Annotated in this window: 20 protein-coding genes; 19 read left to right on the top strand and 1 reads right to left on the bottom strand. The window is 45.7% G+C overall.

The window, feature by feature from the left end; translation table 11 throughout:
- Positions 1 to 284 precede the first annotated feature (284 nt).
- The 10 genes from LIQ05_RS00210 (at position 285) to thiI (ending at position 11367) form a co-directional block, all read left to right on the top strand.
- Positions 285 to 827: a TIGR00730 family Rossman fold protein gene (locus LIQ05_RS00210; RefSeq protein ID WP_226817848.1), complete on the top strand. Its 543-nt coding sequence runs from the start codon at positions 285 to 287 to the stop codon at positions 825 to 827.
- Positions 828 to 1205: 378 nt separating this feature from the next.
- On the top strand, positions 1206 to 2246 hold the full coding sequence (gene hrcA / locus LIQ05_RS00205; protein ID WP_226817847.1) for a heat-inducible transcriptional repressor HrcA: 1041 nt from the start codon (positions 1206 to 1208) through the stop codon (positions 2244 to 2246).
- A gap of 28 nt (positions 2247 to 2274) precedes the next feature.
- A complete protein-coding gene (gene grpE, locus LIQ05_RS00200; protein ID WP_264292693.1) occupies positions 2275 to 2925 on the top strand; it encodes a nucleotide exchange factor GrpE in 651 nt (216 codons plus the stop codon).
- 172 nt (positions 2926 to 3097) lie between these two features.
- Positions 3098 to 4981 (top strand): molecular chaperone DnaK, encoded by a 1884-nt coding sequence (gene dnaK / locus LIQ05_RS00195; RefSeq protein ID WP_226817845.1) that lies wholly within the window; start codon positions 3098 to 3100, stop codon positions 4979 to 4981.
- A 161-nt stretch (positions 4982 to 5142) separates the two neighbouring features.
- Positions 5143 to 6330: a molecular chaperone DnaJ gene (gene dnaJ / locus LIQ05_RS00190; RefSeq protein WP_226817844.1), complete on the top strand. Its 1188-nt coding sequence runs from the start codon at positions 5143 to 5145 to the stop codon at positions 6328 to 6330.
- A gap of 195 nt (positions 6331 to 6525) precedes the next feature.
- The gene (locus LIQ05_RS00185; protein WP_226817843.1) at positions 6526 to 7218 is read left to right on the top strand and encodes a phosphatase PAP2 family protein; all 693 of its coding nucleotides are present in this window, start codon (positions 6526 to 6528) and stop codon (positions 7216 to 7218) included.
- Between the two features lie 37 nt (positions 7219 to 7255).
- A complete protein-coding gene (gene prmA, locus LIQ05_RS00180; RefSeq protein ID WP_226817842.1) occupies positions 7256 to 8209 on the top strand; it encodes a 50S ribosomal protein L11 methyltransferase in 954 nt (317 codons plus the stop codon).
- 2 nt (positions 8210 to 8211) lie between these two features.
- Complete coding sequence (locus LIQ05_RS00175) at positions 8212 to 8964, top strand: 16S rRNA (uracil(1498)-N(3))-methyltransferase (protein ID WP_226817841.1); 753 nt, start codon at positions 8212 to 8214, stop codon at positions 8962 to 8964.
- Positions 8965 to 8967: 3 nt separating this feature from the next.
- Positions 8968 to 10122 carry a cysteine desulfurase family protein gene (locus LIQ05_RS00170; protein ID WP_226817840.1) on the top strand — a complete coding sequence of 385 codons (1155 nt, stop codon included), beginning with the start codon at positions 8968 to 8970 and terminating at the stop codon, positions 10120 to 10122.
- Positions 10123 to 10185: 63 nt separating this feature from the next.
- The gene (gene thiI, locus LIQ05_RS00165; protein ID WP_226817839.1) at positions 10186 to 11367 is read left to right on the top strand and encodes a tRNA uracil 4-sulfurtransferase ThiI; all 1182 of its coding nucleotides are present in this window, start codon (positions 10186 to 10188) and stop codon (positions 11365 to 11367) included.
- 170 nt (positions 11368 to 11537) lie between these two features.
- On the opposite strand, the gene LIQ05_RS00160 is transcribed toward thiI, so the two are convergent.
- The gene (locus LIQ05_RS00160) at positions 11538 to 11774 is read right to left on the bottom strand and encodes an HPr family phosphocarrier protein (RefSeq protein ID WP_021925019.1); all 237 of its coding nucleotides are present in this window, start codon (positions 11772 to 11774) and stop codon (positions 11538 to 11540) included.
- Between the two features lie 150 nt (positions 11775 to 11924).
- Here LIQ05_RS00160 and mtaB point away from each other — a divergent pair, with 150 nt between their 5' ends.
- The 9 genes from mtaB (at position 11925) to LIQ05_RS00115 (ending at position 19164) form a co-directional block, all read left to right on the top strand.
- Entirely contained in the window at positions 11925 to 13256 is a 1332-nt protein-coding gene (gene mtaB / locus LIQ05_RS00155) for a tRNA (N(6)-L-threonylcarbamoyladenosine(37)-C(2))-methylthiotransferase MtaB (RefSeq protein WP_226817838.1), read from the top strand.
- 147 nt (positions 13257 to 13403) lie between these two features.
- The gene (locus LIQ05_RS00150) at positions 13404 to 13676 is read left to right on the top strand and encodes an IreB family regulatory phosphoprotein (RefSeq protein WP_021925017.1); all 273 of its coding nucleotides are present in this window, start codon (positions 13404 to 13406) and stop codon (positions 13674 to 13676) included.
- Positions 13677 to 13678: 2 nt separating this feature from the next.
- Positions 13679 to 14128, top strand: coding sequence for a Holliday junction resolvase RuvX (gene ruvX / locus LIQ05_RS00145; protein WP_226817837.1), 450 nt, complete (start codon positions 13679 to 13681; stop codon positions 14126 to 14128).
- On the top strand, positions 14115 to 14369 hold the full coding sequence (locus LIQ05_RS00140; protein WP_226817836.1) for a DUF1292 domain-containing protein: 255 nt from the start codon (positions 14115 to 14117) through the stop codon (positions 14367 to 14369). Before ruvX ends, LIQ05_RS00140 begins: the two co-directional genes overlap by 14 nt.
- Before the next feature lie 164 nt (positions 14370 to 14533).
- The gene (locus tag LIQ05_RS00135) at positions 14534 to 16390 is read left to right on the top strand and encodes a ribonuclease J (RefSeq protein WP_226818047.1); all 1857 of its coding nucleotides are present in this window, start codon (positions 14534 to 14536) and stop codon (positions 16388 to 16390) included.
- Between the two features lie 11 nt (positions 16391 to 16401).
- Entirely contained in the window at positions 16402 to 16740 is a 339-nt protein-coding gene (locus LIQ05_RS00130; RefSeq protein WP_226817835.1) for a YlbF family regulator, read from the top strand.
- A gap of 9 nt (positions 16741 to 16749) precedes the next feature.
- A complete protein-coding gene (locus LIQ05_RS00125; protein ID WP_226817834.1) occupies positions 16750 to 17292 on the top strand; it encodes an endolytic transglycosylase MltG in 543 nt (180 codons plus the stop codon).
- Complete coding sequence (locus tag LIQ05_RS00120) at positions 17289 to 17936, top strand: O-methyltransferase (protein WP_226817833.1); 648 nt, start codon at positions 17289 to 17291, stop codon at positions 17934 to 17936. Before LIQ05_RS00125 ends, LIQ05_RS00120 begins: the two co-directional genes overlap by 4 nt.
- A 1-nt stretch (position 17937) precedes the next feature.
- A complete protein-coding gene (locus LIQ05_RS00115) occupies positions 17938 to 19164 on the top strand; it encodes a peptidase U32 family protein (RefSeq protein ID WP_226817832.1) in 1227 nt (408 codons plus the stop codon).
- The last annotated feature ends 2 nt before the right edge of the window (positions 19165 to 19166 follow it).

Raw genomic sequence — 19166 nt, 5'->3', positions numbered from 1 at the left:
CATTCCCATCTCTAAAAGTACAGAGAAAGTCGAATGCTTGTTCTGCATAATAATTCGTGTTACTGTTCACAGGTAATGTCCCGCCAGGTGTTTTTTTGTGGGCAAAGCTCACAGAAAACCCGAGAATTGCGGCGCGAAATCATGCGAATGCATGATTTCTGTGCATCGCGAAGCGTGTTGCTGTGAACGGAGTGAACAGTAACTAATTCGTTTTCATAGTATACTTTATTGACAAGAAAACAGACCTAGTGTAACTTAGAATAAAAAATAAGGGGGATAACAGGTTGAATATTTGTGTATACGGTGCGTCAAGTGCCCTGCTGAAAGATATTTATTATGAAAAAACAGAAGAGCTTGGAAGAGCAATGGGGAAAAGAGGACATGGTCTGGTGTTTGGCGGCGGAGCTACTGGAATGATGGGGGCAGCAGCCAGAGGCGTGGCGGCGGAAAAGGGGTATATACTTGGAATCGCTCCCCGTTTTTTTGACCAGCCGGGAGTTTTATATGAGAAATGCACGGAATTTATTTTTACGGAGAATATGAGAGAACGCAAGAAGCTTCTGGAGGAAAAATCAGATGCTACTATTGTAACTCCTGGAGGAATCGGTACTTATGAAGAGTTTTTTGAGATTTTTACCTTAAAAAGCCTGAAGCGTATTGACCGTTCAATTGTACTGTATAACGTTGATGGATATTATAATAAGATGAAAGCCCTGCTGGAATATACAGCGGAAGAAAAATTCATGGATTCTTCTGTGCTGGATCTGGTGGTATTTTTGGATGATCCGGAAGAGGTTTTAGATTATTTGGAAAATTATAGGAAGTAATAAGCAGAAGAAAGATGTCAGAGAGAAATTTTCCATGACATCTTTTTTTTGTGAGTGATAAGGTAAAACTGACAGAGTGTGCGATATCTGTTACGGTTCCCTGGCAATATTCCGCGAAGGGTGTTTTGCGAACAGAGTGAACAATAGCCTTAACTGATTTGTATTTTAGCTGGATAGATTTAAGTTTAAGGTAAAAACTGTCAAAAAAGATGAAAAAAATTTGTAAAAAATATTGACAAACGGAATACTGAGGTGTATCTTAAGAGCATAGATGTTAGCACTCATAAATAATGAGTGCTAACAAAGGAATTCGAAGAAGCCAGACGGAAATCAGAAACATGTTTGTCCGTCAGCTTTTCAGAAGGGAGCAGATATTTCATGGATGAAGTATTAGATGAGCGCAAACGGAAAATACTGAAAGCAATCATCAAGACTTATATGGAAACAGGAGAGCCGGTTGGTTCCAGAACCATTTCCAAGTATCCGGATTTGAATGTCAGCTCCGCTACCATCCGAAATGAGATGTCCGATCTGACGGATATGGGCTACATTGTACAGCCTCACACCTCAGCCGGAAGAATTCCATCTGATAAAGGCTATCGCCTTTATGTTGATGAGCTTACCAGGGAGAAGGAAGCCGAGATCGCAGAGATCCGTGATCTGATGATTGAGAAATCAGACAAGATGGATAAGGTATTGAAGCAGGTAGCAAAGGTTCTTGCCACGAATACCAACTATGCGGCAATGGTTGCTGTTCCTCAATATAAAGGAAGCACCCTGAAGTTCATTCAGCTTTCACGAGTCAACGAACATCAGCTGATCGCTGTAGTTGTATGTGAAGGCAATGTCATCCGGAACCAGATCATTAATATTGAAGAGGAGATGGATGACCAGACGATCCTGAAGCTGAATCTTCTTCTTAATACCAACCTGAACGGTGTTCCGATTCAGGACATCAATCTTGGCATGATCGCCAGATTAAAGGAACAGGCTGGAAGCCACAGTGGTGTGGTTGCAGATGTGCTGGACGCAGTTGCAGCTACCATTCATGTGGATGAAGAAGATATGAAGGTATATACATCGGGAGCAACCAACATATTTAAGTATCCAGAGCTGGCAGATACATCCAGGGCAAGTGAGCTGATCTCCACCTTTGAGGATAAGCAGGAACTTGCGGATATGGTCCGTGAGGAAATGGGAGATTCCCAGAACACAGGAGTTCAGGTATACATCGGAGATGAAGTTCCGGTACGTACCATGAAGGACTGCAGCGTGGTCACAGCTACTTACGAGCTGGGCGATGGAATGCGGGGAACCATTGGAATCATTGGTCCCAAGCGAATGGATTACGAGAATGTAGTGGACAGCTTAAAGAAATTAAAAGTCCAGCTTGATGAAATGGTAAATAAGAAAACCTAGAAAGGCGGTTGAAAGCGTGTCAGAAGAAATGAATAAAGAAGCCGAAGTACAGGAAGAAGCAGTTGATATTCCGGTGACCGACGGAAGTGAAGAAGAGGCAGCAGATACAGCCCAGACAGCAGAAGAGGAAACTTCCGAAGAGGCAGCCCAGGCAGAAGAAACTGAGCAGCCAGCCCAGGAAGAAGAATCCCAGAAGGAACCGGAATCTAAGACAAAAACTTCTTTCTTTGGCAAGAAGAAAAAAGAGAAAGATAAATTTGAACAGCAGATTGAAGAGCTTACAGACAGACTGAAGCGCAGCATGGCTGAGTTCGATAACTACCGTAAAAGAACGGAGAAAGAGAAATCCAGCATGTACATCATCGGCGCCAGGGACATCGTTGAAAAGATGCTTCCTATCGTGGATAATTTCGAAAGAGGCCTTGCACAGGCACCTGAGGAAGATCCATTTGCAGAAGGCATGAAGATGATCTACAAGCAGATGATGACAGCCTTCGATGAGATGGGCGTGAAGCCGATCGAAGCTGTAGGCAAGGAATTTGATCCAAATCTGCACAACGCAGTCATGCATGTGGAAGACGAATCCGTTGGCGAGAACATCGTCGTAGAGGAATTCCAGAAGGGATATACTTACAAGGATTTTGTTGTAAGACACAGCATGGTAAAGGTTGCAAATTGACCGAAAGCAACTTAGTGAAGGCGGGCAGAATGTGAAGCCTGAACTTAGTGCGAGGTCGTTCGAGCTCACTTAATGAGGGCAAGCCGTAGGCGCAGACCGAATTTAGTGAATCGAACTTCACTGACATTTACTAAATTTAGAACATAGATTTTTAAACAGGAGGAAAATTATCATGGGAAAAATCATTGGTATTGACTTAGGTACAACAAACAGCTGTGTAGCTGTTATGGAAGGTGGACAGCCAACCGTTATCGCAAATACAGAAGGATCCAGAACAACACCATCTGTTGTAGCATTTACAAAGACAGGTGAGCGTCTGGTAGGTGAGCCTGCAAAACGTCAGGCTGTAACAAACGCAGAGAAAACAATCTCCTCCATCAAGAGAGAGATGGGTACAGATTACCGTGTAACAATTGATGACAAGAAATATTCCCCACAGGAAATTTCTGCTATGATCCTTCAGAAATTGAAAAAAGACGCTGAGGGATACCTTGGAGAGTCCGTTACAGAAGCAGTTATCACAGTTCCTGCATATTTCAACGATGCTCAGCGTCAGGCAACCAAGGATGCTGGTAAGATCGCAGGCCTTGATGTAAAACGTATCATCAACGAGCCTACAGCAGCAGCTCTTGCATATGGTCTTGACAATGAGAAAGAGCAGAAGATCATGGTTTATGACCTTGGTGGTGGTACATTCGATGTTTCCATTATTGAGATCGGTGATGGAGTTATCGAGGTTCTTGCAACAGCTGGTAACAACCGTCTTGGTGGTGATGACTTTGACCAGAGAATCACAGACTACATGCTTTCTGAGTTCAAGAGAACAGAGGGCGTTGACTTAAGCAACGACAAGATGGCTCTTCAGAGACTGAAAGAAGCTGCTGAGAAAGCTAAGAAAGAGCTTTCTTCTGCAACAACAACCAATATCAACCTGCCATTCATCACAGCAACTGCTGAGGGACCGAAGCATTTTGATATGAACCTTACAAGAGCTAAATTTGATGAACTTACACATGATCTTGTTGAGAAGACAGCAGAGCCGGTTCGCCGTGCACTTTCTGATGCAAGCCTTACAGCTGCTGATCTTGGCCAGGTACTTCTGGTTGGTGGATCTACACGTATTCCGGCTGTACAGGATAAAGTAAGACAGCTGACAGGCAAAGAGCCAAGCAAGGCCCTGAACCCAGATGAGTGTGTTGCACTTGGTGCTTCTATCCAGGGTGGTAAGCTTTCTGGTGAGGCTGGTGCCGGTGACATCCTTCTTCTTGATGTTACACCACTTTCCCTGTCCATTGAGACAATGGGTGGTATCGCAACTCGTCTGATCGAGAGAAATACAACAATCCCGACCAAGAAGAGCCAGATCTTCTCTACAGCAGCAGACAATCAGACAGCTGTAGATATCAACGTATTACAGGGTGAGCGTCAGTTCGCGAAAGACAACAAGTCCCTTGGACAGTTCCGTCTGGATGGAATCCCGCCAGCACGTCGTGGTGTTCCGCAGATCGAGGTTACATTCGATATCGATGCAAACGGTATTGTAAATGTATCTGCTAAGGATCTTGGAACTGGCAAAGAGCAGCACATCACAATCACAGCTGGTTCTAACATGTCTGAGTCTGAAATCGACAAGGCTGTTAAAGAAGCTGCTGAGTTCGAGGCTCAGGATAAGAAACGTAAAGAGGCAATTGATACAAAGAACAATGCAGACTCCATGGTATTCCAGGTTGAAAATGCACTGAAAGAAGCTGGAGATAAAATTGATGCAAATGACAAGGCTTCTGTAGAGGCTGACTTAAATGCATTAAAAGACATCCTTGCAAAATATGCAAACACAGATGAGATCGGCGATGCTCAGGTTGCTGAGATCAAAGCGGCTCAGGAGAAGATGATGGAAAGTGCCCAGAAGCTTTTCGCAAAGATGTATGAGGCACAGAACCCACAGGGCGGCGCTGGCCAGGCTGGCCCAGGACCGGACATGGGAGGAGCTTCCCAGGGCGGTAACGAAGCAGGCTACGGCGATGATGTTGTAGACGCTGACTACAAAGAGGTTTAATTGAATAGATAATTGGGTTCCAATATTTGGAACATGAAACTGCAGCCCGGCCATGATTCATGACCGGGCAGTGGTGGTAGAAGACATATTACTGGGAGAGCATGTTAGAGTGCTTTTCCGTAAGAGAACCAAATACAAAAAGTTAGGAAAAGAAAGAAATCATGGCTGATAAAAGAGATTACTATGAAGTCTTAGGCGTTGACAAAAACGCAGATGAGGCTACATTAAAAAAAGCATATCGTCAGCTTGCCAAGAAGTATCATCCCGACGTAAATCCGGGAGATAAGGAAGCTGAAGCGAAATTTAAAGAGGCAACAGAAGCTTACAGTATCTTAAGTGACCCGGACAAGAGAAGACAGTACGACCAGTTTGGCCATGCCGCTTTTGAAAACGGTGGCGGTGGCGGAGCAGGTGGCTTTGGCGGCTTTGATTTCTCCGGTTCAGATATGGGTGACATCTTCGGAGATATTTTCGGAGACCTGTTCGGAGGCGGCGGAAGCCGCAGACGTGCCAACAATGGTCCTATGAAGGGCGCAAACTTACGGGCACGTGTGAACATCACCTTTGAGAACGCTGTATTTGGCTGTGAAAAAGAGCTTGAGATTACTTTGAAGGATGAGTGTACCACCTGCCACGGCTCTGGAGCCAAAGCTGGTACTTCACCAGTTACCTGTCCAAAATGTAATGGGGAAGGACAGATCGTTTATACCCAGCAGTCCATGTTCGGCATGGTGCGTAATGTTCAGGTCTGCCCGGACTGTCATGGTACCGGTAAGATCATTAAGGACAAATGTCCGGATTGCCGCGGCACTGGTTATGTTTCCAACCGTAAGAAGATCAAAGTATCCATTCCGGCTGGTATTGACAATGGCCAGAGTATCCGTATCCGTGATAAAGGCGAGCCTGGCACAAACGGTGGTCCAAGAGGCGACCTGCTGGTAGAGGTAAATGTAGCACGTCATCCGATCTTCCAGAGACAGGATATGAATATTTATTCTACCGCACCGATCACTTATGCGCAGGCAGCACTTGGCGGCGAGATCAAACTGAATACAGTAGACGGTGAGACTCTCTACGAAGTGAAGCCAGGAACCCAGACAGATACCAGAATCCGCCTGAAGGGCAAAGGGGTTCCGTCTCTTCGCAATAAGAATGTCCGTGGTGACCACTATGTAACACTTGTTGTTCAGGTGCCGACCAACTTAAACGAGGAAGCCAGGGAGGCTCTTCGGAAGTTTGATGAAGCCTGCGGCAACCGGCCGGCAAGTGGTGACAATGATGGGGCTGAGAAGTCTGAAAAGAAGAAAAAGAGCTTCATGGACAAATTAAAAGAGACATTTGAAGAATAAAAATGTAGGTTTTCAATAAAAGAATAAAGAAAAGGGGAGATATCCTCTTTTCTTTTTTTGTTACTTATTGTATATTAAAGAGTAGCCCTAAGGTCACGGGGGTTGCTGCTCACTGGTAAGGTTACGCGAGGCGTTCCGTGGATAAAGAGAGCAGTAATGCTGTGACACCGCAAGAATCCGGAAAGGAGTTTTGCTTTGACAAAGAAGAAAAAAGAACTGTTAAAGGAATACATTCCCGGGTGGTTGATTCCACCTCTAATAGCGATTCTGGCAGTAAACTGTCTGATCTACTGGGGAAGCAGCGCACTTACTGCTGGCAGGTATCACTATGACTTTACAACGGCATTTGACAGGGCAGTACCCTTACTGCCTGTATTTGTGTGGTTCTATATTCTGGCATTTCCCTTTTGGGCGGCAGGCTATATGTTGGCAGCAAGACGGGGCAAGGATCTGTTTTATCGGTTCGTTGCCACGGATCTGACCATACATTTTATTTGTTTTATATGCTTTATCCTGATCCCCACTACCAATATACGGCCAGAGATTGCCGGGAATACTATTTCGGAGAAAATCCTTTTGCTGGTTTATTCCCTGGATGGAGGAAGCAGTCCTTCTAATCTTTTCCCATCCATTCACTGTTATGTAAGCTGGATGTGCTGGCGGGGCGTGGCAGGATCAGAAAAGGTACCCAAATGGTATCAGAAATTTTCCCTGGTGTTTGCAGTGCTGGTCATAATTTCTACCCAGGTGCTGAAGCAGCATTATATTGTGGATGCCATTGCGGCGCTGGTTCTGGTAGAAGGTTTCTGGAGATTTTACCAGAGCGGACAGCGGCACAATTGGGTATACCGGATTTTTGACCGGGGAAAAAAGAATCAGACATTATAGTAACTATAGGTTTCTTATAAAAGATTGGAGAAAGAGTATGAAGTGGAATCGCTTTACTATTAAAACGAAAACAGAAGCAGAAGACGTAATCATTTCTGCCCTTGCAGATGTTGGCGTTGAGGGCGTGGAGATTCAGGACAAACAGCCCCTTACAGAGACTGATAAAGAGCAGATGTTTGTGGATATTATGCCGGAGGGTCCGGCTGATGACGGAATCGCTTATCTGAATTTCTATCTGGAAGAAAATACAGAAGTGGAGCCTGTTCTTGCCCGTGTACGTGCAGTCCTTGAGGAAGTGCGCGGATACATGGACATCGGAGAGGGTACCATTACCGAATCCCAGACAGAGGATAAGGACTGGATCAACAACTGGAAAGAATATTTCCATCAGTTCTATGTAGATGATATTCTTATTGTTCCGTCCTGGGAGAAAGTAAAGGAAGAAGATAAAGATAAAATGATCCTTCACATTGATCCTGGCACTGCTTTTGGAACTGGAATGCACGAGACTACCCAGCTGGTGATCCGTCAGCTGAAGAAATTTGTAACAAAAGATACCCAGATGCTGGATGTGGGAACTGGAAGCGGTATTCTTGGAATCGTAGCACTGAAGCTGGGGGCTGCCCATGTTGTGGGAACGGACCTTGATCCATGCGCGATTCCGGCCGTGGCAGATAATAAAGAAGCAAATGATATCAAGGACGAGACCTTTGATATGCTCATCGGAAACATTATTGATGACAAAGAGGTTCAGGATACCGTTGGATATGAGAAATATGACATTGTAACAGCCAATATCCTGGCAGATGTACTGGTGCCGCTTACACCTGTCATTGTAGATCAGATGAAAAAAGGCGCTTACTACATCACCTCCGGTATCCTGGATGTGAAGGAAGAAGTGGTTGTTCAGGCTGTGAGGGATGCCGGACTTCGGCTGGTTGAGGTAACCCATCAGGGAGAATGGGTATCTGTAACAGCCAGAAAGGAATAATTATGCAGCGCTTTTTTGTGGAGCCTTACCAGGTTCAGGAAGAAGAACACAGAATTACCCTTTCCGGTTCCGATCTGAACCATATGAAAAATGTTCTGCGCATGCGTATTGGCGAGGATGTGTGGATCAGTAACGGCGGTGGGAAAGAGTATCACTGTACCATAAAAGAGTTCCAGGAGGACTGCGCAGTTCTTCACATCCTTTATGCCCAGGAGCCTCAGTATGAGCTCCCAAGCCGGATCTATCTGTTTCAGGGACTTCCAAAGGGAGACAAGATGGAACTGATCATCCAAAAGGCTGTGGAGCTTGGCGCTTACGCTGTTGTCCCGGTTGAAACCAGGCGCTGCGTGGTGAAGCTGGATGCAAAGAAAGCCCAGAAGAAGGTGACCAGATGGCAGCAGATCTCTGAGAGCGCAGCCAAACAGTCCAAGCGTATGCTGATCCCGGAAGTGAAGAATGTGATGAGCTGGAGGGAGGCACTTGCCCTTGCAAAAGAGCTGGATGTGCTTCTCATTCCCTATGAGCTTGCAAAGGGCATGAAGGAGACCAGAGAAATTCTGGGGGCAATCCAGCCAGGCCAGTCTATTGGTATTTTTATCGGCCCGGAAGGGGGCTTTGAAGAGGAAGAAGTGAGAGATGCCATGGAAGCTGGCGCAAAGCCGGTCACCCTGGGCAAAAGAATCCTGCGTACAGAGACAGCCGGCATGACCATGCTGTCTATTCTCATGTTCGCACTGGAAAAAGAGGACGAGTAAGAAATGGAAGCATACTTTGATAATTCTGCTACCACAAGATGCTATCCTGAGGTGGCAGAGATTGTAGTAAAAACAATGATAGAGGATTTTGGAAATCCTTCCGCAATGCATTTAAAAGGTGTGGAAGCAGAGAAGTATGTCCGTGAATCAGCACAGACACTTGCCAGAATCCTGAAAGTAAATGAAAAAGAGATCATTTTCACCTCCGGCGGAACAGAGTCCAATAACCTGGCATTGTTCGGCGGAGCGGATGCAAATAAAAGAAGCGGAAACCACATTATCACCACTTCTGTGGAGCATGCGGCTGTGGGACAGCCTGTGGAACGCCTGGAGCAGATGGGGTACGAGGTGACAATCGTGCCGGTAGATCACAGAGGAGTAATACGTCTGGATGCCCTTGAGAGGGCTTTACGGCCGGATACCATTCTGGTGTCTACCATGTATGTAAATAACGAAGTTGGTGCCGTGATGCCAGTGGAAGAGATTGGAAGACTGGTTCATGAGAAAGGCCCGAAGGCCCTTTACCATGTAGATGCGATCCAGGCGTTTGGCAAATACCGCATTTATCCAAAGAAAGTGGGAATTGATATGCTTTCTGTAAGCAGTCATAAGATCCACGGTCCTAAGGGCGTTGGGTTCTTATACATTAATGAGAAAGCCAAGGTTCAGCCTCAGATTTTAGGCGGCGGGCAGCAGGCAGGCATGCGTTCCGGTACAGACAATGTACCTGGAATTGCCGGACTTGGAGTTGCGGCTAAGATGGTTTATACAGATTTTGAGGAAAAGATCGAGCACATGTACCAGTTGAAAGAACGCCTGGCTACCGGTTTTCTGAAACTGTCGGATGTTCGTCTGAATGGAATGGAGCTGCGGGAAGGAGCTCCTCAGATCTTAAGCGCCAGCTTTATGGGTGTGAGAAGTGAGGTACTGCTCCATACATTGGAGGAGAAAGGGATATACGTTTCGGCCGGAAGTGCCTGCTCCAGCCATAAGAGAAAGGCTGCCGGAACTTTGAGTGCAATGGGAATGGAGGCAGCCCAGAGAGAAAGTACCCTGAGATTCAGTTTTTCGGAGGAAAATACATTTGAGGAAGTGGATTATGCATTGGAAGTGATCGGACAGGTGCTTCCCATGCTCCGGAGATATTCAAGACACTGATACAGTGCTGGATAATGGAATTAGGAAATGAACCATAAAAGTTTAATTTGAGGAGGAAAATAAATGATATTTCACGCATTTTTAATAAAATACGCAGAAATAGCCATCAAGGGCAAGAACCGGTATCTGTTTGAAGATGCCCTGGTGAAGCAGATGAACATTGCCCTTTCCAAGATCGAGGGCGATTACCGTGTTGTAAAGGAGCAGGGACGTGTTTACGTATTCTGCCCGGAGGAATACGATTTTGACGAGGCAGTAGCAGCATTAAAGACTGTATTTGGTATCGTTTACATCTGCCCGGTTGTGATCTATGAGGACAATGGTTTTGAGCAGATGCGTGCTGACGTTGTGGAGTACATGAAGAATGTACATCCGGACTATAATGGAACCTTTAAGGTATATACGAGACGTGCCAGGAAGTCTTATCCGGTAAATTCCATGGAAGTAAGTGCAAGGATCGGAGAGAGTATTCTGGATGCATTTCCGGAGGCAAAGGTGGATGTACATCAGCCAGAGCTTACTGTTTCTGTTGAGATCCGTGAGAAAATTTATGTATATTCCAGGAGCATCAAGGGACCCGGCGGAATGCCGGTTGGAACGAATGGAAAAGCCATGCTGCTTCTTTCCGGCGGAATTGACAGCCCGGTAGCAGGATATATGATAGCCAAGCGTGGCGTTAAGATCGAAGCTGTTTATTTCCATGCTCCGCCATACACCAGTGAGCGTGCGAAACAGAAGGTTGTAGACCTGGCCAGGCTGGTAGCAAAATACAGCGGACCGATCAAGCTTCACGTAGTAAATTTCACCGATATCCAGCTGTACATTTATGATCAGTGCCCACATGATGAGCTTACCATCATTATGCGCCGTTACATGATGCGGATTGCCGAGCATTTTGCAAAGAAGGATAATTGTCTTGGCCTTATCACAGGTGAGAGCATCGGTCAGGTTGCCAGCCAGACCTTACAGAGCCTTGCTGCTACCAATGAGGTGTGCACACTTCCGGTATACCGTCCTGTAATTGGTTTTGATAAGCAGGAAATCGTGGAGCGTTCCTGGGAGATTGGAACCTATGATACTTCCGTACTTCCATATGAAGACTGCTGCACGATCTTTGTTGCAAAGCATCCGGTTACGAAGCCGAATCTGAATGTGATCCGTAAATCAGAGGAAAAACTGGCTGAGAAGATTGACGAGCTGATGGAAGCAGCACTTAATACGACAGAAGTAATCGAAATCCAGTAAAAAGAGAGAATAGCAGAAGCATATTTCCCCGTCCTGTGTCAGCCAAAAGTGTTTGCTGCCTTTATGAAGGATATGAACCGTAAAGCTCCAGAAATTCAGGCTGGCTGGATGGGGAAGCTTTATAAAAAAAGAGGAACTGCGAACAGTTCCTCACACAATCGAATATTTCATTATTCAACTGTATATTTGTCGATGATCTCCATAACGCTGTCAAGAGCAGCTCCATCAGCATGGATGTTGAGGTCGATCGGTTTGGATAAATCTAAGCTGAAGATGCCCATGATAGACTTAGCGTCGATCACATATCTTCCGGAAACCAGGTCGAAGTCGCAGTCAAATTTGCTGATCTCGTTTACGAATGCTTTCACTTTATCGATAGAGTTAAGTGAGATTTTTGCTGTTTTCATTGTGATATAACCTCCCTTGAATAGTTAGTGGTTTGCTTTACAGTACCCATATTACCTGTAGCCCGAATAAAAGTCAAGGTGAAAAAAGAGAAAAATTGGCAATAGAATTAGTGAAATTGTATAAAAAGTTTACAAGTTATGGAGGAAAGAATGAAAAAAAAGGTTGCATTACACAATCTTGGATGTAAAGTGAATTCTTATGAGCTGGAAGCCATGCAGCAGCTTCTGGAGCAGGCTGGATATGAGATCGTGCCTTTTGAGCCAGGGGCTGACGTTTATGTGATAAATACCTGTACGGTCACAAATATTGCAGACCGCAAATCCCGCCAGATGCTTCATAAGGCAAAAAAGATGAATCCTGGCGCCGTAGTGGTAGCCACAGGCTGCTATGTGCAGACGGACGAGGGAAAACTGGAAAAGGATGAAGCCGTGGATCTGGTGCTTGGAAATAACCAGAAGAAGAACATTGTGGAAGTTCTGGCAGAGTATGAAAAAGAGCATCAGCGCCAGGCTCATATTATTAAGATCAACCAGACAAAGGAATATGAAGAGCTGGAGATCAGCCGCACCGCCGAGCATGTGCGCGCCTACATTAAGGTGCAGGATGGCTGCAACCAGTTTTGTACTTACTGCATTATTCCCTATGCAAGAGGCCGTGTGAGAAGCAGGGAAAAAGAGAATATTTTAAAAGAAGTGCAGAAGCTTGCAGAAGCAGGATATAAGGAAGTGGTGCTCACTGGAATCCATCTCAGCTCCTATGGGGTGGACTTTAAAGATGAGAAAAAGGAGACACTGCTTTCCCTGATCCAGGCTGTGAATGAAGTGGATGGAATAAAGCGGATCCGTCTTGGTTCCCTGGAGCCTGGAATTGTAACAGAAGAATTTGCAAAAGAGCTGTCTTCCATGCCGAAGGTCTGCCCACATTTTCATCTTTCCCTGCAGAGCGGCTGCGATACCACTCTGGAGCGGATGAACAGAAGATACAGAAGCGCAGAGTATAAAGAAAGATGTGAGCTTCTTCGTAAATATTTTGGAAATCCGGCACTGACTACAGATGTGATCGTTGGATTCCCAATGGAAACCGAAGAGGATTTTCAGGCTTCCTATGATTTTGTGAAGGATATCCATTTCTATGAGACTCATATTTTCAAGTATTCCCGCCGCCATGGAACCAAGGCTGCTGCCATGTCTGGACAGCTGACAGAGGCTGAGAAAGCTGTGCGAAGTGATAAAATGCTGGAGCTGCATCAGATCCGGGCTACCGAATATGAGGATTCTCTTCTTGGAAAGAGTCTGGAGGTGCTTCTGGAGGAGAAAGTGGACATTGAAGGAAAACCATATTATCTGGGACATTCCAGGGAATATGTAAAGGTAGCAGTACCAAAGAGCGGGGAATACAGTGTCAATGATATTCTGGCAGTGAAGGCCCAAAAGGCTTTGCAGCCACATGTTTTATTGGGAGAAGAAATACAGGTCCTGTAAGGGATAGCCAAAGTGACAGGAAGCAGTTTCCAGTCATGCCATGAACCGGAATCAGTAAGGTTTCAGCAGGCAATACAAAATTAGGATTGTAATTTGCCTGCAATTATATTAAAATAAAAAAGAAATAATCGTAAGGACGTGAGAAAAATGGCAGAAAATAATCTGGGAAGTACACAATATTTCAGAACAAAGCCAGATCAGGAGCTTGAGGTAAAAGAAATCCTGGACCTGGTTTATAACGCAATGGAAGAAAAAGGCTATAATCCGGTGAATCAGATCGTAGGCTATATTATGTCCGGTGATCCTACTTATATCACCAGCCATAAGGGCGCCAGAAGCATGATCATGAAGGTTGAGCGTGACGAACTTGTTGAGGAATTGCTGACCGAGTATATTAAGAACAGATCCTGGGAATATTGATTATGAGGTTAATGGGATTAGATTACGGTTCCAAGACGGTGGGCGTTGCCGTCAGTGATCCACTGGGATTGACCGCACAAGGTGTAGAAACGGTCTGGCGTAAGCAGGAGAATAAGCTTCGTCAGACTATGGCGCGGATCGAAGAACTGATTTCGGAATATCAGGTAGAGCGTATTGTCCTTGGATATCCGAAGAATATGAATAATACCATCGGCGAGCGGGCGGTGAAATCTCTTGAGTTTAAAGAAAAACTGGAGAAGAGAACTGGCCTGCCTGTTGTGATGTGGGATGAACGACTGACTACAGCGGAAGCAGAGCGGACTTTGATGGAGACTGGTGTCAGACGTGAGAATCGGAAGCAGTTTCTCGATCAGATGGCAGCGGTTTTGATCTTACAGGGATATCTGGACAGAATGAATATGAATAAGGATGAAAATAATGGAGAAAATTAAATTTCAATCCGAGAACGGGATTATAGAATTTTTTGTGGAAGAACAGACAACAGTTGCAGGAATTACCTACCTTTTGGTTTCAGATTCCCAGGATGATGAGGCGAATGCCTACATTATGAGGGATGTTTCCCAAGAGGGAAGCGAGGAAGCCAGCTACGAGATGGTAGAGGATGAGGAGGAACTGGTTGCAATTTCCAAGGTGTTTGAACAGATGCTGGATGACGTGGATCTTGAAGTGTAATGATCTGGCAGAAAGCTCCTTACGCAGGCCGAACAATGGCCATAACTAAAAAGACGCTTTATCCTGTACCGTGAAGAACGTTTGGGTTACCAGTAAAATGTAACCCGTCTAGAGGGTAAAGTGCGCAAAAATGGAGGATGGATTGATTGAAGACGGAAAATGAAATGAACAACAATGGGCAAAAAACTCCGGCAGCCGGAAACGGAACAAGAAAACCGAATTTCAGACATAAAAATTATAAATATAAGGCACAGCCGAAGAAAGATGGACAGAAGAGCTCGCAGGAGGGAAGACCGGCGAAGGGGAATTATAAGCCACAGTTTCGCAGTCAGGGGAAACCTGCTTTAAAGAGACCTCGTAAAAATAACAACGGCTCCAGGCTGAAGATCATTCCACTGGGTGGACTGGAACAGATTGGAATGAATATTACAGCTTTTGAGTATGAAGATAGTATAGTAGTAGTGGATTGCGGACTTGCCTTTCCAGAAGATGATATGCCGGGAATCGATCTTGTAATTCCGGATATCACCTATCTGAAAGAGAATATTTCCAAGGTAAAGGGATTTGTGATCACCCATGGACATGAGGATCATATCGGAGCACTTCCGTATGTGCTGAAGGAAGTAAATGCACCGATCTATTCCACCAAGCTGACACTTGCGCTGATCAGCAACAAGCTGAAAGAGCATAATCTGACTAAGAGCACCAGGTTAAAAGAGGTAAAGCACGGTCAGGTGATCAATCTTGGTGACTTTGCCATTGAATTTATTAAGACTAATCACAGTATTCAGGATGCATCAGCTCTGGCTATTTATTCACCAGTTGGAATTGTGGTACACACAGGCGATTTCAAAGTGGATTATACACCGGTATTTGGCGATGCCATTGACCTGCAGAGATTTGCGGAGATCGGACGCAAGGGAGTTCTGGCCCTTATGTGCGATTCCACAAATGCAGAACGTCCAGGCTTTACCATGTCTGAACGTACAGTAGGCCATGTTTTTGACAATCTTTTTAATGAATATAAGACAGCACGAATTATTATTGCAACCTTTGCTTCCAATGTGGACCGTGTGCAGCAGATCATTAACACTGCATACCGTTTTGGACGAAAAGTTGCTGTGGAAGGCCGCAGTATGGTAAATGTTATCACCACTGCTGCAGAGCTTGGATATTTGCGTGTTCCAGATCAGACACTGATCGAGATTGACCAGGTAAAGAATTATCCGGATGAACAGCTGGTGCTGATCACCACTGGAAGCCAGGGCGAATCTATGGCAGCTCTTTCCCGTATGGCAGCCAATATTCATAAGAAGATCACCATTAAGCCAAATGATGCCATTATTTTCAGCTCTCATCCGATCCCAGGCAATGAGAAGGCAGTTTCCAAGGTTATCAACGAGCTTTCCATGAAGGGTGCCAAGGTTATTTTCCAGGATGCACATGTATCCGGACATGCCTGCCAGGAAGAGATCAAGCTGATCTACTCTCTGGTGAAGCCGAAATATGCGATCCCAGTACATGGAGAATACCGTCACCTTACAGCCCAGAAGCTGGTGGCACAGGAACTTGGATATTCCAATGACAATATCTTTATCCTGAAATCCGGAAATGTTCTGGAGATTGATGAAAACAGTGCAGCTGTTACCGGCTCTGTACACACCGGCGCAATCCTGGTAGATGGTCTTGGCGTAGGTGATGTTGGAAACATCGTACTTCGCGACAGACAGCATCTTTCCGAAGATGGTATTATGATCGTTGTCATGACACTGGAGAGACACAGCAATGTGGTACTGGCCGGACCGGATATTGTATCCAGAGGTTTTGTATATGTAAGAGAGTCCGAGGATCTTATGGATCATGCAAGAGAGGTTGTGGAAATGGCTCTTGACGGCTGTCTGGATAAAGGCATTACAGACTGGAGCAAAATCAAGGCAGCTGTAAAGGATGCACTGAGCGACTACGTATGGAAACGCACCAAGAGAAGTCCGATGATCCTTCCGATCATTATGGAGGCATAGGGAAAGGCACAATGAACGAAATGAAAGAGTGTATAGACGCCCTTCTGGCGGCTGTACAAGGCAGTGAAGAATATCAGGAATTTGTGAAATACAGAGATCTTCTGAAAGAGAACCCGGAACTGATGGACCGTGTAAATGCCTTCAGAGGAAATAATTTCCGATTACAGAATGAAGCAAACAGAGATGAGCTGTTCCGGGTAACGGAGCAGCTCAACAGAGAATCCAGGGAGCTTCGCAGCGATCCCCTTGTAAATGCTTTTCTTGACGCAGAGCTTGCACTTTGCAAGCTGATGCAGAAAATCTGCAAAACACTTACAGAGGGGATTGATCTGGATATCCCTGAATTATAAGGAGGAAGCATGGGTAATACAAGAGATCAGGTGGGAAAGGCAGGGCTATTTGTAGCCGGTGGAATTTTCCGTACTGCTTTTTACGTCTGTGTTGCAGTGCTGGTCTTCTGGATCGGCAAGTCGGCGTATCAGTTCGGTTACAATGTTTTTAACCAGCAGGCTGTCAGCCCGGGAGCTGGACAGGAAGTGACAGTTGTGATTCCGGAAGGCTCATCCACCTATGAAGTAGCCAAGATCCTGAAAAGCAAGGGACTGATCGAAGACAGTACGGTGTTCTATGCACAGGAGAAACTTTCTACATACAAGGGGAAAATGAAGGCTGGAACCTATCTGTTAAGTACTGCATACACCCCTGCGCGTATTATGGGAATTCTTGCCGGGGATGAGGAACAGACCGGTGTCACACAGGATACTGGTGCCGCTGCTGATACGGCAGCTGATTCCCAGACTACAGATGCAGGAACAGATGCAGCGGATACCCAGAATGCAGATGGTACAGCTGACACGCAGGCAACTGATGGAACTGCAGTGGAAGGAGAGTCCGGACAGTGATCGTTGAGGAAAGGATGCGTACGTACATCAATTCTCTTGATATGGGGAATACTCCCTTTCTGGAAGAACTGGAGAAGGAAGCACTTGCAGGAGGAGTTCCCATTATCCGCAAGGAAATGCAGAGCTTTCTGAAAATGTTCCTGGCAGCCACCCGTCCGGAGAAAATCCTGGAGGTGGGAACTGCAGTTGGGTTTTCCACTTTACTGATGTGTGAATACGGACCTGAGAATCTGAAGATAACAACAATTGAGAATTATGAGAAAAGGATTCCCATTGCCCTGAAGAATTTCAAAAAGGCGGGGCGGGAATCCCAGATCCGGTTTCTTACCGGGGATGCAGGCGGGATCCTGAAAGAACTGGATGAAACCTATGATCTTATTTTTATGGATGCTGCCAAGGGGCAGTACATTAACTGGCTGCCGGATGTGTTAAGATTAATGCATAAGGGCAGCATTCTTGTCTCTGACAATGTTCTTCAGGAAGGAGACATTATTGAATCCCATTACCTTGTAGAGCGGCGCAACCGTACGATTTACAAGCGAATGCGTCAATATCTCTATGAACTGAAACACAATCCGCTGTTGGAGACTTCCGTACTTCCTTTGGGAGACGGGGCATCCATCAGTGTAAAGAAAGAGGAATGATATGCGTAAACCAGAATTATTAGTTCCGGCAAGCAGCCTTGAAGTTTTGAAGATTGCCACGGTGTTCGGAGCAGACGCTGTTTATATTGGAGGAGAAGCTTTTGGCCTTCGTGCCAAAGCCCATAATTTTTCAAAGGGAGAAATGGCCCAGGGAATTGCATTTGCCCATGAGCATGGTGTAAAAGTCTATGTGACAGTGAATATTCTTGCGCATAACTACGATCTGGCAGGAGTAAGGGAATACCTAAAAGAGCTTAAGGAATTAAAACCGGACGCCCTGATCATAGCAGATCCAGGTATTTTCACCTATGCCAAGGAGATCTGTCCTGAGATTGAGCGCCATATTAGTACCCAGGCCAATAATACCAATTACGAGACTTACCGTTTCTGGTACCAGCTTGGAGCGAAGCGTGTGGTAACCGCCCGTGAGCTTTCCCTGGAGGAAATCCGCCAGATCCGTGCCAATATTCCGGATGACATGGAGATTGAGACCTTCATTCACGGAGCAATGTGTATTTCCTATTCTGGCCGCTGCCTGCTCAGCAATTATCTGGTAGGAAGGGATGCAAACCAGGGCGCCTGTACACATCCATGCCGCTGGAAATATTCCATTGTAGAGGAATCAAGACCTGGAGAATTTATGCCTGTTTATGAGAATGAGCGCGGCACCTATATTTTTAATTCTAAGGATCTGTGCATGATCGAGCATATGGATGACATCCTCACCAGTGGAATCGACAGCCTGAAGATCGAGGGGCGTATGAAAACGGCCCTGTATGTGGCCACAGTTGCACGTACGTACCGCAAGGCAATTGACGATTACCTGGAAGATCCGGCCAAATACCAGGCAAATATGTCCTGGTATCAGGAGCAGATTGCTGGCTGTACGTACCGCAAATTTACAACTGGCTTCTTCTACGGCAAGCCAGGCGAGGAATCACAGATTTATGACAACAATACCTACGAGAAGGGATATACCTATCTGGGATTTGCAGAAGTAGTCGATGAGAGAGGCTATGTGCAGATCACACAGAGAAATAAGTTTACTGTGGGAGAGAGTATTGAGATCATGAAGCCGGACGGAACCAATCTTCTGGTACCGGTGAAGGCAATCTATGATGAGGAGGGCAATTCCGTAGAAAGCGCTCCCCATCCCCAGCAGAAGCTGTTTGTAGATTTGGGCGGTGGAGCAGAGGTTTACGATATTCTCCGCCGCAGTGAGGCATAAGG

The sequence above is a fragment of the Blautia glucerasea genome (assembly GCF_020537505.1).
GTDB lineage: Bacteria > Bacillota > Clostridia > Lachnospirales > Lachnospiraceae > Blautia_A.
This window is presented reverse-complemented; position numbering and strand designations above follow the sequence as displayed.